Consider the following 15,869-nt stretch of genomic DNA (forward strand, 5'->3'; position numbering starts at 1 on the left):
GAATGCCGGATTTTCCGCCGCTCGGTCGACGCGGTCCCCTCAACCCGCCCCCTCGTCACGAGGCTACGGCTGAGAATAGGTCTGTGACCCACAATCGTACGCCGTCCGCAAGGCAGCTTTCATCGGACGGGTAGATTCGATTGCCGTCGGCTGGAGCGCCTGCTTCCCGCACGCGGCCTACAGCTTCTTGACCAGTCTCAATGTTTCGGCGGCGAAGCCGTTCTTTTCATAGAAATTCCGGCCACGATGATTGCTGGCAAAGACGTCGAGGGACAGGGCGGCATAGCCTTGCTCCCGCGCCCAGTCCTCCGCGGCGGTGAGCAACTGCCTCGCCACCCCCGTGCCCTCGGCCGCATCGGTGACGGCCAGAAGCGCCACATAGCCGATCTTCTGGCCGGTTATGCCATCTGCCCCCGGCAAGGCATGCAGGAAACCGAGGCCGACGCCGACGACGTCCTCGGCAATCAGGCTCAGACTCCCCGCCGCGGGATCCCTGAGATTGGCGGCGGAAAAGGCATCCTGAAATGACTGGATTTCGGCCTGCTCATGCAATTCGGTTTCGATGACCGCCGCAAGGCGCTGGCCGAGACCGAGCATGAAACTCAGATCCCGCTCTCCCTCCGCCTTGCGGATACGCATGGTCATCGACGATAGGCGGAAGCGATGCCGAGAAAGTCCTCGGCCTTGAGCGAAGCGCCGCCCACCAGCGCACCATCGACATTGTCGACGCCCATCAGCTCGGCCGCATTGCTGGGCTTGACCGAGCCGCCATAGAGCACGCGCACGCCATTGCCCTCTTCGCCGAGCGCCTTCACCAGACGGGCACGGATGAAATCATGAACCTGCTTCACGTCCGCTACCGTCGGCGTCAGGCCGGTGCCAATTGCCCAGACGGGCTCGTAGGCGATCACGGTATTGGCTGCGTTGGCATCATCAGGCAGGGATCCCGCAAGCTGGCTCCCGACGACATCCAGGGTCTTGCCCGATTCGCGTTCCACTCGGGTCTCGCCGATACAGACGATGGCGACAAGACCGGCACGCAGCGCCGCCTCGGCCTTGGCCTTGACAGTCGCGTCCGTCTCGCCGTGATCGGTGCGACGCTCGGAATGACCGACGATGACATAGCTCGCCCCGGCATCCTTCAGCATCTCGGCAGAGATGTCGCCCGTATGAGCACCCGAGGCCTTGGCGTGGCAGTCCTGCGCCCCGATCTTGATATGCTGGCCCGCGGCCTGCGCCGCAAAGCGGGAAATCAGCGTGAAGGGCGGACAGACCAGCACCTCGGCACCGCCGGCCTCTCCGGCTGCGACGCCCGTCGCAATGGCATCGAGCTCGGTGACCCCCTTGGTGAGACCGTTCATCTTCCAATTGCCAGCGACGAGCGGGCGCGGCCGGTTTACTGTCATCTTGCTGATCCTCTTTCTGTCAAACAGGGCAGTCTCAAATTTGAGACCACCCTGGATTGCCGAGGCTGCTCGGCGGGGCGGGCTCGAAAATCCTGTCGCCTGTCGGGGCTGGCGCCGGGTTTGCTCATTAACTCGCACCCGATGCGCCGACTTCACCTGAGCGGCTTCCTCCCGATCGGACCTGTGGTTCGATCGGGAGGAAGCCGCAAGGCATCAAACATTTGCAGAGTTTCTGGGCAAGGGCCATCCGCGGGCCTTGCCCAGAAACTCTGCCAGAAACTCTGCTTGGCGTGCTTAGCAACCTCATCCCGGTGGAGCAAGGCGTGGGCACCGCAAGAAACCCACAGCCGCGCCATTGCGACGCCACGTGCTCGTCCCTATGATGCGCCGCTTTTCGTGCGCCACCCCTTCCGGGACCGTTCATGCGGGCTCGAACAAGAGTAGAAACGATGCGGGGTTTCCCGGGCTCTCCGAGACGAGCCTGGAGAATCCTTTTGCCTTGATGGAACCAAGACACCGATGCTGAGCTCATTCCGCGATGTTATGACCAAGGGACCCGCCAAGATCATCACGGCGGGGCTCATGTTCCTCCTGAGCGGCAGCTTTGCCTTATGGGGTGTTGAAGGCTGGCTGCAGGGGGGCAGCAATTCCGACGTTGCTACGGTCGGCGGTTCCTCGATTTCCGCCAACACCTACAGCGAAGCCTATCGCGCGCGGACCGTGCAGATCACCCGCGCCACCGGCAAGGCAGTCACCCCCGACCTCGCCCGCACCTTCGGCATCGACAAGCAGGTGCTCAATGGCCTGATTTCGGAAAAGGCCATGGATGTGCAGGCAGCCAGGCTTGGGCTCGGCCTCGACCCCCAAGCCATGGTTCAGACCGTGATGAACGACCCCGATTTCCAGGTCTCCGTGCCGGGCAAGCCGCCCGCCTTCGACGCCAACGCCTTCCGTCAGATGCTCGAGACCAACGGCATGAACGAAGCGATATTCTTCGCTCGCCAGCACGAGGTCTATGTCCGCGGCCAGATCGACCAGGGCCTGGCGGCCGGTGGCCCCGTTCCCCAGGCACTCCTGCAGGCCGCGGCGCGCTACGAACAGGAAAAGCGCAATACGTCCTATGTCGTGCTGCCGCAGAGCAGCGTGGGCGACATCGCTCCGCCCGACGGCACCGCGCTGCAGACCTATTACGACGAGAACAAGGGTGCATTCCGCACCAAGGAACTGCGCAGCCTGAGCTATATACTCGTGACGCCGGCAGAGTTGACCGGCCGGGCCACCGTCACCGATGCCGATGTTCAGGCCGCCGTCGACAAGGACAAGGCAGGCTCGGCAGCATTGGAGCAGCGCACGGTCGAGCAGATCGCCTTCCCCTCGCTGGATGAGGCCAAGGCCGCCGCCACCCGAATCGCCTCGGGCCAGATCACCTTCGAAGGCCTTGTCACTGAGCGCAAGCTCAAGCCCGAAGACATCGATTTGGGCACGGTGTCCAAGCGCCAGCTCGGCGACCAGAAGATCGCCGACGCAGCCTTCGCCCTGAAGGAAGGCGCCACATCCGACGCCGTGCAGGGCAGCCTCGCCAACGTCATCGTCAAGGTTACCAAGATCGTCGACGCCAAGACCGTCCTGCGTGGGGAACTGGAACGCCAACGCGCATCGGAAGCCGCCAAGAATCTGCGTGATTCCATCGAGGACGAGCGCATGGGCGGCGCCCCGCTCAAGGATATCGCCAGCAAGCTCAAGCTGAAGGCCGTCACGCTGCCCGCAGTCGATACGCAGGGTCGCGACGCCGAGGGCAAGCCGGTTGCCGTGCCGCTCGCCGCCCAGGTCCTTCCCGCTCTCTTCACCGCCGAACCCGGTTCCGATCCCGAAGCCGTCGACGGCCGCGACGAAGGCCTGATGTGGTTCTCGCTCGACACCGTCGTTCCGGCTCGCGACCGCACGCTCGACGAAGCCAAGAACGAGGTAATTACTGCCTGGACCGCGGATCAGAAAGTCGCCAAGCTCAAGGAGAAGGCCGACGAACTCGTGACCCAGTTGCGGGGCGGCAAGCCGCTCGAAGACCTCGCTAAGGGCCTGAACCTGCAGGTCATGCCGGCTTGGGATCTCACCCGCAACGGCCAGAACCAGCCCGTGCCTCCGGCAGTCGTCACTGCCGTGTTCGCCACCCCGCTCAAGGGCTTTGGTACGGCGCTCGCCGCCAACGGAACCGATCGCATCATCTTCCACGTCGAGGACAATGTGATCCCCGAGCTCGATGCCAAGGCTCCGCAGACCGAGACTCTGTCCAAGCAGCTTGCAGCCGGCATCGGCCAGGATCTGATGACGGAATATGTCAAGAAGGTCGAAGGTGAGCTCGGCGTGACCATCAACCAGACCAATGTCGACCGTATTGTCGGCACCGGCAGCCTCTGAGTCGATACCATGCTTCTCGAACCTTCCTTCGAGGCCTTCTCGGCCGCCTACTCGGCCGGCAAGGCGCAGATCCTGACGCTTACGCTGGTGGGCGATCTGGAGACGCCGGTTTCCGCCTTCATGAAGCTGGCGGGCGATAAGCCCAACGCCTTCCTGCTGGAATCGGTGGAAGGCGGCGCCACGCGCGGGCGCTATTCCATGATCGGACTGGAGCCTGACCTGATCTGGCGTTGCGAGAACGGCAAGGCCTCGATCAACCGCCATTTGCCGGACCAGACCTTCGAGGCGTTGGATGGCCATCCCCTCGAGACGCTGCGGGCCCTGATCGCGGAAAGCCGCATCGAGCTGCCTGAGGGCGCGCCGCCGATGGCGGCCGGCCTGTTCGGCTATCTCGGCTACGACATGGTGCGGCTGGTGGAAGAGCTTCCCGCCGCCAAGCCGGATCCCATCGGGGTTCCCGACGCCATTTTGATGCGCCCTACGGTGATGGTGGTGTTCGATGCGGTGCGCGATGCCATCACCGCCGTGACGCCGGTTCGCCCGCAGGCGGATGTCTCGGCCAAGCAGGCCTATTTGCGTGCCGAACAGCGGCTGATGACCATCGTCGACGGCTTGGATCGCCCGACGCCCAAGCTGGCCGAGACCGTCGATCTCGACGCCCTCCACGCCCAGCAGGTCTCCAACACCGCCGAAGCGGATTACCTAGCCATGGTCGCCCGCGCCAAGGAGTACATCAAGGCCGGCGACATCTTCCAGGTCGTGCTGTCACAGCGCTTCAGCGCCCCGTTCCAGCTGCCGCCCTTCTCGCTCTATCGCGCCCTGCGCCGCATCAACCCAGCCCCGTTCCTGGTCTACCTCCAGCTCGAGGGCTTTTCCGTGGTCTGTTCCAGCCCGGAAATCCTGGTCCGGCTGCGCGAGGGCAAGGTCACGGTCCGCCCCATCGCCGGCACGCGCCCACGGGGCAAGACCAAGGCCGAGGACGATGCGCTGGCCGAATCGCTGCTCAACGATCCCAAGGAACTGGCCGAACATCTCATGCTGCTCGATCTCGGGCGAAACGACGTCGGCCATGTCTCGGCGATCGGCAGCGTGAGCGTGACCGATCGCTTCTTCATCGAGCGCTACAGCCATGTGATGCACATCGTCTCCAACGTCGAAGGCAGTATCGGGCCGGGTCATGACGCGCTCGATGCGCTCGCAGCAGGCTTTCCGGCCGGCACGGTTTCGGGCGCGCCCAAGGTCCGCGCCATGCAGATCATCGACGAACTCGAAAGGGACAAGCGCGGCCTCTATGCCGGCGCCATCGGCTATTTCGGCGCCGACGGCCAGATGGATACCTGCATCGTGCTGCGCACCGCCCTGGTCAAGGACGGTGCCATGCACGTCCAGTCCGGCGCCGGCATCGTCTATGACAGCGTGCCGACCAGCGAGTACGCCGAATGCGTCAACAAGGCCAAGGCCCTGTTCCGCGCCGCCGAAGAAGCTGTCCGCTTCGCCGGCCAGCCCGGGCGGGGACAGTAAGGCAGGTGGACGGCATCCATGGCTAAATGGCCCGGTGCCCGGCGATCGGCCCTGCTGACCTTCGGGGCCGCCTATGTCGTGCTGTTCGCCGATTTCTATCTCTACCTCTATCCGGGCGGCATGCAGGCCGTCGCCCTGATGCTGGCGATCGCCCTGCCTGCCCTGGGCGCTGCCTATGGCATCTTCTTCTTCCATTGGCTGTTCGAGAGCGAGCGCTCGGCACCCTATGCCGACTACGGTTTCGGCATCTGGCTGATCTCCTCGCTCGCCTCACTTATCTACATGGCCGTCTTCGCGGGCCTGGGCGCACTCTTGCCCTATGGTTTGGAGAGGTTGGAACTGTTCGGGAACACCGTGCAGATGATCGCTTCTCGCATGACCTTGGCCTCGGACTATTTCGAGCCCATCGTGGGCCGAAATCTCGCGCTCTTCGTCCTGCTGGAGATCTTTGCCTGCGCCTATGGCAAGAAACACGGCATACGCCGACGCCTGATGGCGGCTCCGCCTACTCCCGGAACTTCCTAAAACCGAAGCGCTTGACCCGCTGCCTCCGCACGCCTAGTCGTGATGGCTTCAAAGGAGGCAAGAGCCGTGACGACAGACCGTTCCATGACCGTGACGCTGATCGACAATTATGACAGCTTCACCTGGAACCTCTGGCATTATCTCGGCCAGCTGGGTTGCACCGTCACGGTTCATCGCAACGACAAGGTCAGCGTCGACGAGGTCATCGCCGCGGCGCCCGATGCGATCGTGCTCTCGCCCGGCCCCTGTACGCCCACCGAGGCCGGCATCTGCTGCGATTTGATCGAGAAAGCCAGGGACCGCATCCCGCTTTTCGGCGTCTGCCTCGGCCATCAGGCGATCGGCCAGGTCTTCGGCGGCGACATCGTGCGCCTCGCCATCCCCATGCATGGCAAGATCTCCTCGATCGACCATCGTGGCCGCGGCGTTTTCCGGGGCTTGAACGGCCCCTTCATGGGCACGCGCTATCACTCGCTGGTGGTCAAGCGCGACACCCTGCCAACGGATCTCGAAATCACCGCTGAGACCGACGACGGCGTCATCATGGGCCTGCAGCACAAGAGTGCGCCGCTGCATGGCGTTCAGTTCCATCCGGAATCGATCATGTCCGATCATGGCCACCGCATCCTCCAGAACTTCCTGGAGCTGGCGGCGGAATGGAACGCCAAGAATAGAGCTCAAGAAAGCGAGCATGCATGATGGACGGTTTCAAGCCCTATATCGGCAAGGCCGCCGCCGGTTCGCTCTCCCGGGAAGAGGCGGCTGAAGCCTTCGACCTGCTCTTGTCCGGCCAGGCCACCCCCTCTCAGATCGGCGGCTTCCTGATGGCGCTGAGAGTACGCGGGGAAACGCCTGACGAGATGGCCGGCGCCGTCACCGCCATGCGCGCCAAGATGCTGACGGTGGAAGCCCCCGAGGACGCCGTCGATATCGTCGGCACGGGCGGAGATGCCTCCGGTTCCTACAACGTCTCGACTGCCGCCTCCCTGATCGTCGCAGGCGCGGGCGTGAAGGTCGCCAAGCATGGCAATCGCGCCCTCTCCTCCAAATCCGGCGCCGCCGACGTATTGACAGCGCTTGGGGTCAATATCGAGCTGAGGCCGGAAGATATTGCGCGCTGCATCAGCCTGGCCGGCGTCGGATTCATGTTCGCCCCCGCTCATCACGGCGCCATGAGGCATGTCGGCCCCACCCGCGTCGAACTCGGCACGCGGACGATCTTCAATCTGCTGGGGCCGCTCTCCAATCCCGCCGGCGTCAAGCGGCAGCTGCTCGGCGTCTATGCCCGCCAGTGGCTGCAGCCCATGGTGGAAGTGCTCAAGACGCTGGGTTCCACGCGCATCATCGCCGTACATGGCAGCGACGGGCTCGACGAGATCACCACAACCGGGCCCACCGAGATCGTCTCGCTGGAGAACGGCCAGATCAGCCATGGCGTCATCACGCCGGAGGAAGTCGGCCTGCGCGTGGCAGCACCCGATGATCTCAAGGGCGGCGATGCTGCCCACAACGCGGTGGCGTTGCGGGCCGTACTCGAAGGCGAGAAGACGCCCTACCGCGACATCGCCCTCTTGAATGCCGGTGCTGCCCTGCTCGTGGCGGGGCGGGTGCCGACCCTTGGGGATGGCGTAGCCCTCGCCCGCGAATCCGTCGACAAGGGCAAGGCCCTAGCAACACTCAACCGTTTGGTTGAAGTTTCAAACGCGTGAGTGCCATGGCCACCATTCTGCAAAAGATCGAAGCCTATAAACGTCGCGAGATCGAGGCGGCGAAGGCGGCATGCCCGTTGCCTGAACTGATCAAGCTGGCAGAGCAGGCCGGTCCCGTACGCGGCTTCCAGAGGGCTCTACAGGCCAAGCTCGACGCCGGCCACACCGCCCTGATTGCCGAGATCAAGAAGGCCAGCCCCTCCAAGGGCTTGATCCGCGCCGATTTCGACCCTCCGGCGCTCGCCCGCGCCTATGAGGCCGGCGGCGCTGCCTGTCTTTCCGTGCTGACCGACGAGCCCTCCTTCCAGGGACGACCCGACTTTCTTACCGCAGCGCGCACAGCGGTATCGCTGCCTGCCCTGCGCAAGGACTTCCTCTACGATCCCTATCAGGTGGTGGAAGCCAGAGCCTGGGGCGCCGATTGCATTCTGGTGATCATGGCCAGCGTCACCGATGCCGAAGCGCGGGCCCTGATCGCAGCGGCCAAGGACTGGTCACTCGACGTTCTGTGCGAAATCCACAACCACGACGAACTTGAGCGCTCTCTCATGCTCGATGTCGGCATGATCGGCATCAACAATCGCGATCTCAACGACTTCGTCACCCGCCTGGAAACCACGGAGACTCTGGCGCCGCTAGTGCCGAGCGACCGCCTGCTCGTCGGTGAGAGTGGCATCTTCTCGCCAGCCGACGTCGGCCGCCTGCAGCGGGTCGGAGTCAACACCTTCCTGGTCGGCGAAAGCCTGATGCGCCAGGCCGACGTCACCGCCGCCACCCGCGCCTTGCTGGCCCTGGGCGGCGCGGCATGAGCCAGCAGCGCACGAATCGCGGCCTCACCCATCTCGACGCCTCCGGCGAGGCGAATATGGTCGACGTCTCGCAAAAGGCCGTGACCAGCCGCACCGCGATCGCTGAAGGGCGCGTGGTGATGCAGCGTGAAACGCTCGACCTCGTGTTGTCCGGCGATGCCAAGAAAGGCGATGTCCGCGCCACGGCCCGCATCGCCGGCATCATGGCAGCCAAGAAGACGCATGAGCTGATTCCACTTTGCCATCCGCTGCTTCTCAGTAAGGTTGCCGTCGAAATCGAGCCCGATACCGCTCTGCCGGGTCTGACCGTGCGGGCGACGGCCAAGGTTGCCGGCCAGACCGGCGTGGAGATGGAAGCGCTTACCGCAGTCTCCGTGGCCTGCCTGACCATCTATGACATGGTCAAGGCCGTCGATCGGGGCATGCGCATCGAGGCGATCAGGCTCGTGGAGAAATCCGGCGGCAAATCCGGCGATTGGCATGCGGAGGAAAATCGATGAGCCTGCTTCCCGTCGCGGACGCGCTGGCCAAGGTGGTTGCCGGGGTAGCCCCGCTTCCAACCGAAACAATATCGCTGCATGCCACGCGCGGACGTGTTCTCGCTTCCGCCATCACGGCGCTGAGGACCCAGCCCGGCTTCAACGCCTCGGCCATGGACGGCTATGCGGTGCGAGCGGCAGATGCCAAGGAAGGTGCTAGCCTCGAATTGATCGGAGAATCGGCGGCGGGGCACGGCTATGCCGGACGAGTTGGCGAAAACCAGGCCGTTCGCATCTTCACGGGTGCGCCCGTGCCGGATGGCGCCGACACAGTGGTGATCCAGGAGCACACGAGCCGCGAGGGCAATCGCGTCATCGTGGAGGCGGCGGCCAGGCTCGGCCAGCATATCCGGGCCCGTGGCCTGGACTTTGCCGAAGGACGGGAGGCTTTGACATCAGGCACCGTCATCGGTCCCCGCGACATAGCGCTTGCCGCGGCCATGAATCATCCTGCCCTGCCGGTCCGCCGCCGCCCCAAAGTCGCTATTCTCGCGACCGGCGATGAATTGGTACTGCCCGGTCAAGCCATCGGCGAGAATCAGATCGTCGCCTCCAACAATTTCGCCATTCGGGCACTGGTCGAGGCCGAGGGGGGCGAAGTACTCGACCTCGGCATCGCCAGCGACGACTTCCCGGCCCTGGAAGCGGCCATTCGGCGGGCTCGTACCGAGAAGGCGGATGTGCTCGTCACCATCGGCGGTGCTTCGGTCGGCGATCACGATCTGATCCAGACCGCGCTCACCCGCGAAGGCATGCAGCTCGGCTTCTGGAAGATCGCCATGCGCCCGGGCAAGCCCCTGCTGCACGGGCGGCTTGGCTCAATGCATATCCTCGGCCTGCCCGGCAATCCGGTATCCTCGGTGGTCTGCGGCGTCCTCTTCCTGGTACCCCTGTTGCGTACGTTGCTGGGGCGGGCCGATGCGGGTCTGTCCCGCCGCAAGGCCGTCTTCGCCAACGCCTGGCCAGCCAACGACGTTCGTGAAGACTATATCCGTGCCCGCTTCGTGCTTGACGATACGTCAGACATCCTCAAGGTAGAACCGCTGGCGCTGCAGGATTCGTCGCTGGTGAGTGTGATGCAGCATGCCGACTGTCTGGTTGTCCGGCCGCCCTTTGCGCCGGAAGCAAAACCAGGCGATATCTGCGAGATCATCGATCTTCGTGCGGCCGGCTATTGACGCTACCCTTAACCTGAACTTCACAGTTGCAGAACACAGTAGGAACATGTAGCACTGTTCTTGTTTTGTTTACACCTTCACCGTGATTCGCGGCCGCCACGACGGGAAAGCCATGCTGACCAAGAAACAACACGAATTGCTTCGGTTCATTCATGAGCGCCTGAAGGAACAGGGCGTGCCCCCCTCCTTCGATGAAATGAAGGAGGCGCTGGACCTGCGCTCCAAGTCCGGCATCCACCGCCTGATCATGGCTCTGGAGGAGCGCGGCTTCATCCGGCGCCTGCCAAACCGGGCGCGCGCGCTCGAAGTGGTACGCCTGCCCGAATCCGCCGTGCCAGGCGGCCTGTCGCTGGCCTCTTCGCAGCGGGGCTTCCGCCCCAACGTGATCGAGGGCAATCTCGGCAAGGTCCGCCCCGTCAGGCCGGAAATGGACGAGGATGTCGGCCGGCCGGTTCTGGTCCCGGTGATGGGACGCATCGCCGCCGGTACGCCGGTCTCCGCCATCCAGACCAAGAGCCACACCATCAGCGTTACGCCGGAAATGCTGTCCTCAGGTGATCATTTCGCCCTGGAGGTGCGCGGTGATTCAATGATCGAGGCTGGTATCTTCGACAATGACACCGTGCTGATCCGCCGCCAGGACCATGCCGATACCGGCGATATCGTGGTAGCCCTGATCGACGATGAGGAAGCCACGCTGAAGCGCTTGCGCAAGCGCGGCGCCTCCATTGCGCTGGAGGCGGCCAATCCGGCTTACGAAACCCGTATTTTTGGCCCGGACAGGGTACAGATCCAGGGTAAATTGGTGGGCCTGTTCCGCCGATATTGAGAGCATGCGAATTTGGTTCGCTTGCAATGACTGGCCTTCATACAGTCAGCGGCCACGCTTTGGAACGCCGTGACGTCGAGCGGTTGCTCAAGGAGCGCGCGCCGTATTGCCTTGTCGATTGTGAACTGGAGGAATGCGATCTTTCGCGTCTCGACCTGTCCCACTGGTCGTTCGAGCGTTGCATTCTCAAAAATGCCAAGCTGGTCGGCGCCAAGCTCGCGAATACACTATGGCGCAATTGCAAGGCGGGCGGTGCCGATTTCCGTGGTACCGACCTCGAAGATGCTGCATTCCGTACGGGTGACTACAGCAATGCCAGCTTTCGACGCGCCAAAGCGGCCTCGACGGTTTTTACCGGCTGCAAACTGACAGGCGCGGATCTCTCGGAAATCGCCGCATTCGGGCTCGTTTTCGAGGAGGTCTTGCTTATGTCGGCGAAACTGCCGGCCTTTTCCTTTCGCAAGTCCACGCTACGCCGCCTCGACTTCACCCAGGCCGATCTGCGCCAATGCGATTTCCGCGATGTCATCTTCGAAGAGTGCAGCCTGCGCGATGCCAATCTGGTCGATGCCCGTTTTGAAGGAGCGGATCTACGCAGTGCCGATCTCGGCGGCTTGAAGCTTGGTGACGCCCGTTATTTCAAGGGCGCCACGATCTCGAAAAACCAGGCCGGCCAATTGCTAGCCGAGCTAGGCTTGCGGATCGCCTGAAGAAGGTCTGGAGTTCGCAGGCAAATCCGCTTGATGGTCGGGTAGCCTCCGGGTGTCTTCGAACTACCATCTGTCCGAAGACCCGGCCTGGCTGACAGCGCCGATCAGTCGACCGCGATCATGACGTCGGAGGCCTTGATCACGGCATAGGCGTTCTGGCCGGGCTTGAGCTGGAGATCATCGACGGCCTCATTGGTGATCGAAGCGGTGATGATGGTACCATTGACCTCGAGCTGGATATGGGAGGTAGTCTGCCCCTTCGTCACGCTCTTGATCGTGCCCTTGATCTGGTTGCGGGCGCTGATTTTCATGGTCCGTCCTTTCTGGTGAGAATCTCGCGTCAGTTATCGGTTTCGGCGGTGACGCTGTCCATAGGCCTATCCGTCGCTGGGACTTGTACTGCCGCCTGGGGCAGAGGCTTCGGCGGCACAATCACCCGGCTCGGTACCCATGGACGGGACGCTTGGGGATGGCGGGCCATGACGAGACGCCAGCGCGGGCTGATATCGCCGCTCGCAGACGGCTCTACATAAAGTGCTATCGAGCCGACCGCGCGAATCAATTCCCGGTCCATCACAACTCCAGCGGTGGCACAGCGAGCACCGATCGGAACCGGTCCCGCCAGGACGCTGACGCGTCCACAGTCCTCCTCGGCGGCGTTACTGGTCTTGTCGAGCATGAAGATCCCGCCTCCTTCGATGGGCGCGGAACACCCTTCTCTGTCACATAGGCGCTGTGCCGCGAGGGTTGGATCCTCCGGCTTGCGCCGATCGCCCATGGCCAGCAGCCATTGCTGAACCGTAAAAGCATCGGATCGCTGCGCCAGCACGGTCAGTTGATCGCCCTTGCGAACGAGGGCCGCGTAGCCGTTTGCGCCGAACAGAGCTACTGGCAGCGGCGCTGTCGCGGCCAGGGCAATGCCCCCGCCCAAGGGCAATAGGGCCAGCAGAGCAAGACGCGTGCGCAGAATGGTCAGCAGGACCAGCGTCAGAGCGAACAATCCGAGCGCCGCGGCGGAGAACTGCGGCAGCACGAGATCGGAGCCAGGCCAGGTCGCAACCGAACGAGCCACCTGCATGAACAACCCGACAGCCCAGCCCATCGCCTGCCAAAATGGAGCGCCATAGCCAAACGGCTCGGCGACCACGGCCAGCATGGCGAGCGGCATGATCAGGAAGGAGACGATCGGCGTCGCGACAAGGTTCGAGGCCAGCGACTGCAGCGTGATACGATGGAAATGAAAGGCTGAGAATGGCGCCGTGGCGAGCGAGGCGACGATCGTGGTCAGCATCATGGCAAGTACCAAGGTCACAGCGCCACCGATGGCCCTTTCCCACGCCATTGCAGATTTCTCTCGCTTCCGCCGGCTCCATTGCTCATGTGCGATCACCAGCATCGCCACCGCGGCGAAGGACATCTGGAAGCTCGGCCCCAGGAGCTGCTCCGGCGTGGTCAGCAGCACGAAGCTCGCGGCCAGGGCGACGTTGCGGCGGGTAATGGCATTGCGTCCCAGCGCCACGGCCAGCAGCACGATGGCCGTCATCAGGAAGGAGCGGACCGTCGCGACCTCGGCGCCGGAAAACAGTGTATAGGCAGCGGCCGGCAGCAGCGAGAGCAGCGCGGCGAGTTCCTTGGTGCCCCGATAGAGCACGATCCGGCGCGACAACGCCAGGACAGCGCGGATGAGGCCGAACAGGCCGCCCGCAAATAGCGCCATATGGAGACCCGAGATCGAAACGACATGATAGAGCCCGGAAGCGCGCAAGGCCTCATTGGCGTCGCCGGGAATCTGGCCGCGTTTGCCGGTGACCTGCGAAGCCGCGATGGCGCCATTCTCGCCTTGTATCGTCTCGACGATCCGTCGGGTCAGATCGTTGCGCTGGCGATCGATCCAGATATTGAAAGCTTCCGCCCAGCTCGCCTCGACGGGGCTGGCCGCAGGTGCAATCTTGCCCGCTGCAAAACCAACGCCGCCAATGCCATCGAAGAAGGCATCGCGTGCGAAGTCGTAACCGCCGGGCAAGGCAGGAGGCGGAGGCGGTCTCATGACTGCCTTGAGGCTGATGCTGTCGCCAGCCCGGATTTCGCTGCCCTTACGGACCGTAAGTCGGATGCGGGCCGGCATCGCAGCAGGCTCCAGCTTCTCCACCGAGACCGGCCTGATGACGATGCGCGCACTGCCACCCAGGCGCGGCTCTACCGAAAGGACGAGGCCGGTAACGGTTCCCGCCATCGAACGCGAAAGCTGTGGTGCGGCGACGCTCATCGTACGCAGCTTGGCAGAGCAAAAGCCCGCTCCCACCGCCGTCAGGCTGATCAGGCCGACATGCAACCACCAACGCCCCCGCAAGCCATAGGCAAGGCAGGCCGTCCCTACAGTAAGGAATGCGGGAACGACAAGACCAGGCTCTTCCGGTGCGGCAAAATAAGCGATGACACCCAGGCCCAGAAAGACCGGAACGACGAGAGCAAGCTCGAAGGCCGCCATCTCCGCCGCAAGACCGGTCGCCAGCCAGGACACCAGCCTTTGCAGCCCCTGCCCGAACAGCATGCCGCCGGGCAACGCCGATCCCAGCTGTCCCGGCCTTCCACCGAGGACACCAACCCGCGCGCGGCCTCGATCATTCTCAGGCAAAGGCGCCCCCGCCGCTACCGCCCAATGAAACCCTGTGCTAAAGCCCCAAGCTTATTGATGTGATCCGGGTTAGCCAAGGGCCTCAATACTTCCGCCTCCATGCTCCCGCGCTCTGGCTTCGCTTCCCCTGCCTTTTGGAATTGCCAACTTCGATGTCCACTCCTGTCATCACCCGCTTTGCTCCCTCCCCCACCGGCTTCCTCCATATCGGCGGCGGCCGCACGGCCTTGTTCAACTGGCTCTACGCCAGGGCCAAGGGCGGTAAGATGCTGCTGCGCATCGAGGACACCGATCGCGAGCGCTCGACCGATGCCGCCATTGCCGCCATCCTGGATGGCCTGGCCTGGCTTGGCCTCGATTGGGACGGAGACCCGATCTTCCAGTTTGCCCGCGCTGCCCGCCACCGCGAAGTTGCCGAATCCATGCTCGCCCAGGGCAAGGCGTATTATTGCTACGCCACCCAGCAGGAGTTGGAGGAGATGCGCGAGCTCGCCCGCAAGGAAGGGCGCCCGCCGCGCTATGACGGCCGCTGGCGCGACCGCGACCCGGCGACAGCCCCCAAGGACGTCAAGCCGGTGATCCGCCTGCGTGCGCCGATCGAGGGCGAGACCGTCATCCAGGACGACGTGCAGGGCACCGTGCGCTGGGCCAATAAGGACCTTGACGACCTGGTGCTGCTGCGCTCGGACGGCACGCCGACCTATATGCTGGCCGTGGTGGTCGATGACCATGACATGGGCATCACGCATATCATCCGTGGCGATGATCATCTCACCAATGCCGCCCGCCAGAAGCAGATCTACGAAGCCATGGGCTGGGAAGTGCCGCATATGGCCCATATCCCGCTCATCCACGGCTCCGACGGTGCCAAGCTCTCCAAACGTCACGGCGCGCTGGGCGTCGACGCCTATCGCGCCATGGGCTACCTGCCGGCGGCCATGCGCAATTACCTCGTGCGCCTATCCTGGAGCCATGGCGACCAGGAAGTGTTCACCACCAAGGAGATGATCGAGCATTTCGATACCGGCGCCATCGGCAAATCGGCCGCGCGCTTCGATTTCAAGAAGCTCGAAAACCTCAATGGCATCTATATGCGCAACTCCACGGATGAGGAATTGCTCGCCGCCATCGACCAGTTGCTCCCCCATATTCCCGGTGGCCCTGCCCTCGCTGCCCAGTTCGCCGACGGCAATGGTGCCAAGCGCTCTCAGTTGCTGGCCGCCATGCCCGGCCTTAAGGAACGCGCCAAGACTTTGGTGGAATTGCTGGATGGCGCCAATTTCCTGTTCGTCTCGCGTCCCCTGCCCTTGGATGACAAGGCCAAGGCCATGCTGAACGAAGAAGCGCGGGCGACCCTCGCCATGCTGTTGCCGCGCTTCGAAGCCTTGGGCGAGTGGAGCGCCAGTGCGACCGAGGCGACGGTGCGGGCCGCAGCCGAGGAAACCGGCGCCAAGCTCGGCTCGTTGGCCCAGCCGTTGCGCGCTGCGCTCACCGGCCGTACCACCTCGCCGCCGGTCTTCGACGTGCTGGCCGTCCTCGGCCGCGAGGAAAGCCTGGCCCGGCTGAAGGATCAGGCCGGCTGAGGCCAAGCGC

General features: G+C 63.8%; 15 protein-coding genes. 11 read left to right on the forward strand and 4 right to left on the reverse strand.

Annotated features, from left to right (window positions below):
* Positions 1-177 precede the first annotated feature (177 nt).
* A complete protein-coding gene (locus ACZYTC_RS10835; RefSeq protein ID WP_434956071.1) occupies positions 178-645 on the reverse strand; it encodes a GNAT family N-acetyltransferase in 468 nt (155 codons plus the stop codon).
* Entirely contained in the window at positions 642-1,406 is a 765-nt protein-coding gene (gene tpiA / locus ACZYTC_RS10840; RefSeq protein ID WP_441772490.1) for a triose-phosphate isomerase, read from the reverse strand. The genes ACZYTC_RS10835 and tpiA overlap by 4 nt, the downstream gene beginning before the upstream one ends.
* Before the next feature lie 519 nt (positions 1,407-1,925).
* Here tpiA and ACZYTC_RS10845 point away from each other — a divergent pair.
* The 10 genes from ACZYTC_RS10845 to ACZYTC_RS10890 all read left to right on the forward strand — a co-directional run bounded on the left by ACZYTC_RS10845 (position 1,926) and on the right by ACZYTC_RS10890 (position 11,641).
* Positions 1,926-3,821: a peptidylprolyl isomerase gene (locus ACZYTC_RS10845; RefSeq protein WP_441772491.1), complete on the forward strand. Its 1,896-nt coding sequence runs from the start codon at positions 1,926-1,928 to the stop codon at positions 3,819-3,821.
* 9 nt (positions 3,822-3,830) lie between these two features.
* The gene (trpE, locus tag ACZYTC_RS10850) at positions 3,831-5,342 is read left to right on the forward strand and encodes an anthranilate synthase component I (RefSeq protein ID WP_434956068.1); all 1,512 of its coding nucleotides are present in this window, start codon (positions 3,831-3,833) and stop codon (positions 5,340-5,342) included.
* Between the two features lie 18 nt (positions 5,343-5,360).
* Positions 5,361-5,867, forward strand: coding sequence for a hypothetical protein (locus ACZYTC_RS10855; protein WP_434956067.1), 507 nt, complete (start codon positions 5,361-5,363; stop codon positions 5,865-5,867).
* An 84-nt stretch (positions 5,868-5,951) separates the two neighbouring features.
* Positions 5,952-6,566, forward strand: a complete 615-nt coding sequence (locus tag ACZYTC_RS10860; protein WP_434959627.1) for an anthranilate synthase component II — start codon at positions 5,952-5,954, stop codon at positions 6,564-6,566.
* On the forward strand, positions 6,566-7,576 hold the full coding sequence (gene trpD / locus ACZYTC_RS10865; protein ID WP_434959626.1) for an anthranilate phosphoribosyltransferase: 1,011 nt from the start codon (positions 6,566-6,568) through the stop codon (positions 7,574-7,576). The genes ACZYTC_RS10860 and trpD overlap by 1 nt, the downstream gene beginning before the upstream one ends.
* Before the next feature lie 5 nt (positions 7,577-7,581).
* Positions 7,582-8,385, forward strand: coding sequence for an indole-3-glycerol phosphate synthase TrpC (gene trpC / locus ACZYTC_RS10870; protein WP_488989585.1), 804 nt, complete (start codon positions 7,582-7,584; stop codon positions 8,383-8,385).
* Positions 8,382-8,885: a cyclic pyranopterin monophosphate synthase MoaC gene (moaC, locus tag ACZYTC_RS10875; RefSeq protein ID WP_488989586.1), complete on the forward strand. Its 504-nt coding sequence runs from the start codon at positions 8,382-8,384 to the stop codon at positions 8,883-8,885. The genes trpC and moaC overlap by 4 nt, the downstream gene beginning before the upstream one ends.
* Positions 8,882-10,102, forward strand: a complete 1,221-nt coding sequence (locus ACZYTC_RS10880; RefSeq protein ID WP_488989587.1) for a molybdopterin molybdotransferase MoeA — start codon at positions 8,882-8,884, stop codon at positions 10,100-10,102. Before moaC ends, ACZYTC_RS10880 begins: the two co-directional genes overlap by 4 nt.
* A gap of 112 nt (positions 10,103-10,214) precedes the next feature.
* A complete protein-coding gene (lexA, locus tag ACZYTC_RS10885; RefSeq protein ID WP_434956063.1) occupies positions 10,215-10,931 on the forward strand; it encodes a transcriptional repressor LexA in 717 nt (238 codons plus the stop codon).
* 26 nt (positions 10,932-10,957) lie between these two features.
* The gene (locus ACZYTC_RS10890) at positions 10,958-11,641 is read left to right on the forward strand and encodes a pentapeptide repeat-containing protein (protein ID WP_488989588.1); all 684 of its coding nucleotides are present in this window, start codon (positions 10,958-10,960) and stop codon (positions 11,639-11,641) included.
* A 104-nt stretch (positions 11,642-11,745) separates the two neighbouring features.
* Here the strand turns inward: ACZYTC_RS10890 and ACZYTC_RS10895 are convergent, their stop codons facing one another.
* Positions 11,746-11,952 (reverse strand): TOBE domain-containing protein, encoded by a 207-nt coding sequence (locus ACZYTC_RS10895; protein WP_434956061.1) that lies wholly within the window; start codon positions 11,950-11,952, stop codon positions 11,746-11,748.
* 29 nt (positions 11,953-11,981) lie between these two features.
* Positions 11,982-14,204 (reverse strand): ComEC/Rec2 family competence protein, encoded by a 2,223-nt coding sequence (locus ACZYTC_RS10900; protein ID WP_488989589.1) that lies wholly within the window; start codon positions 14,202-14,204, stop codon positions 11,982-11,984.
* A gap of 224 nt (positions 14,205-14,428) precedes the next feature.
* Here ACZYTC_RS10900 and gltX point away from each other — a divergent pair, with 224 nt between their 5' ends.
* The gene (gene gltX, locus ACZYTC_RS10905) at positions 14,429-15,859 is read left to right on the forward strand and encodes a glutamate--tRNA ligase (protein WP_488989590.1); all 1,431 of its coding nucleotides are present in this window, start codon (positions 14,429-14,431) and stop codon (positions 15,857-15,859) included.
* Positions 15,860-15,869: the final 10 nt, after the last annotated feature.

It is taken from the genome of Labrys sp. F242 (assembly GCF_057813875.1).

Coding starts and splice junctions, on each gene's coding strand:
- ACZYTC_RS10860 (WP_434959627.1), top strand. CDS start 5,952: ATGACCGTGACGCTGATCGACAATTATGACAGCTTCACCTGGAACCTC.
- ACZYTC_RS10845 (WP_441772491.1), top strand. CDS start 1,926: ATGCTGAGCTCATTCCGCGATGTTATGACCAAGGGACCCGCCAAGATC.
- ACZYTC_RS10895 (WP_434956061.1), bottom strand. CDS start 11,952: ATGAAAATCAGCGCCCGCAACCAGATCAAGGGCACGATCAAGAGCGTG.
- trpE (WP_434956068.1), top strand. CDS start 3,831: ATGCTTCTCGAACCTTCCTTCGAGGCCTTCTCGGCCGCCTACTCGGCC.
- lexA (WP_434956063.1), top strand. CDS start 10,215: ATGCTGACCAAGAAACAACACGAATTGCTTCGGTTCATTCATGAGCGC.
- gltX (WP_488989590.1), top strand. CDS start 14,429: ATGTCCACTCCTGTCATCACCCGCTTTGCTCCCTCCCCCACCGGCTTC.
- tpiA (WP_441772490.1), bottom strand. CDS start 1,406: ATGACAGTAAACCGGCCGCGCCCGCTCGTCGCTGGCAATTGGAAGATG.
- ACZYTC_RS10890 (WP_488989588.1), top strand. CDS start 10,958: ATGACTGGCCTTCATACAGTCAGCGGCCACGCTTTGGAACGCCGTGAC.
- ACZYTC_RS10855 (WP_434956067.1), top strand. CDS start 5,361: ATGGCTAAATGGCCCGGTGCCCGGCGATCGGCCCTGCTGACCTTCGGG.
- trpD (WP_434959626.1), top strand. CDS start 6,566: ATGGACGGTTTCAAGCCCTATATCGGCAAGGCCGCCGCCGGTTCGCTC.
- ACZYTC_RS10835 (WP_434956071.1), bottom strand. CDS start 645: ATGACCATGCGTATCCGCAAGGCGGAGGGAGAGCGGGATCTGAGTTTC.
- ACZYTC_RS10880 (WP_488989587.1), top strand. CDS start 8,882: ATGAGCCTGCTTCCCGTCGCGGACGCGCTGGCCAAGGTGGTTGCCGGG.
- moaC (WP_488989586.1), top strand. CDS start 8,382: ATGAGCCAGCAGCGCACGAATCGCGGCCTCACCCATCTCGACGCCTCC.
- trpC (WP_488989585.1), top strand. CDS start 7,582: ATGGCCACCATTCTGCAAAAGATCGAAGCCTATAAACGTCGCGAGATC.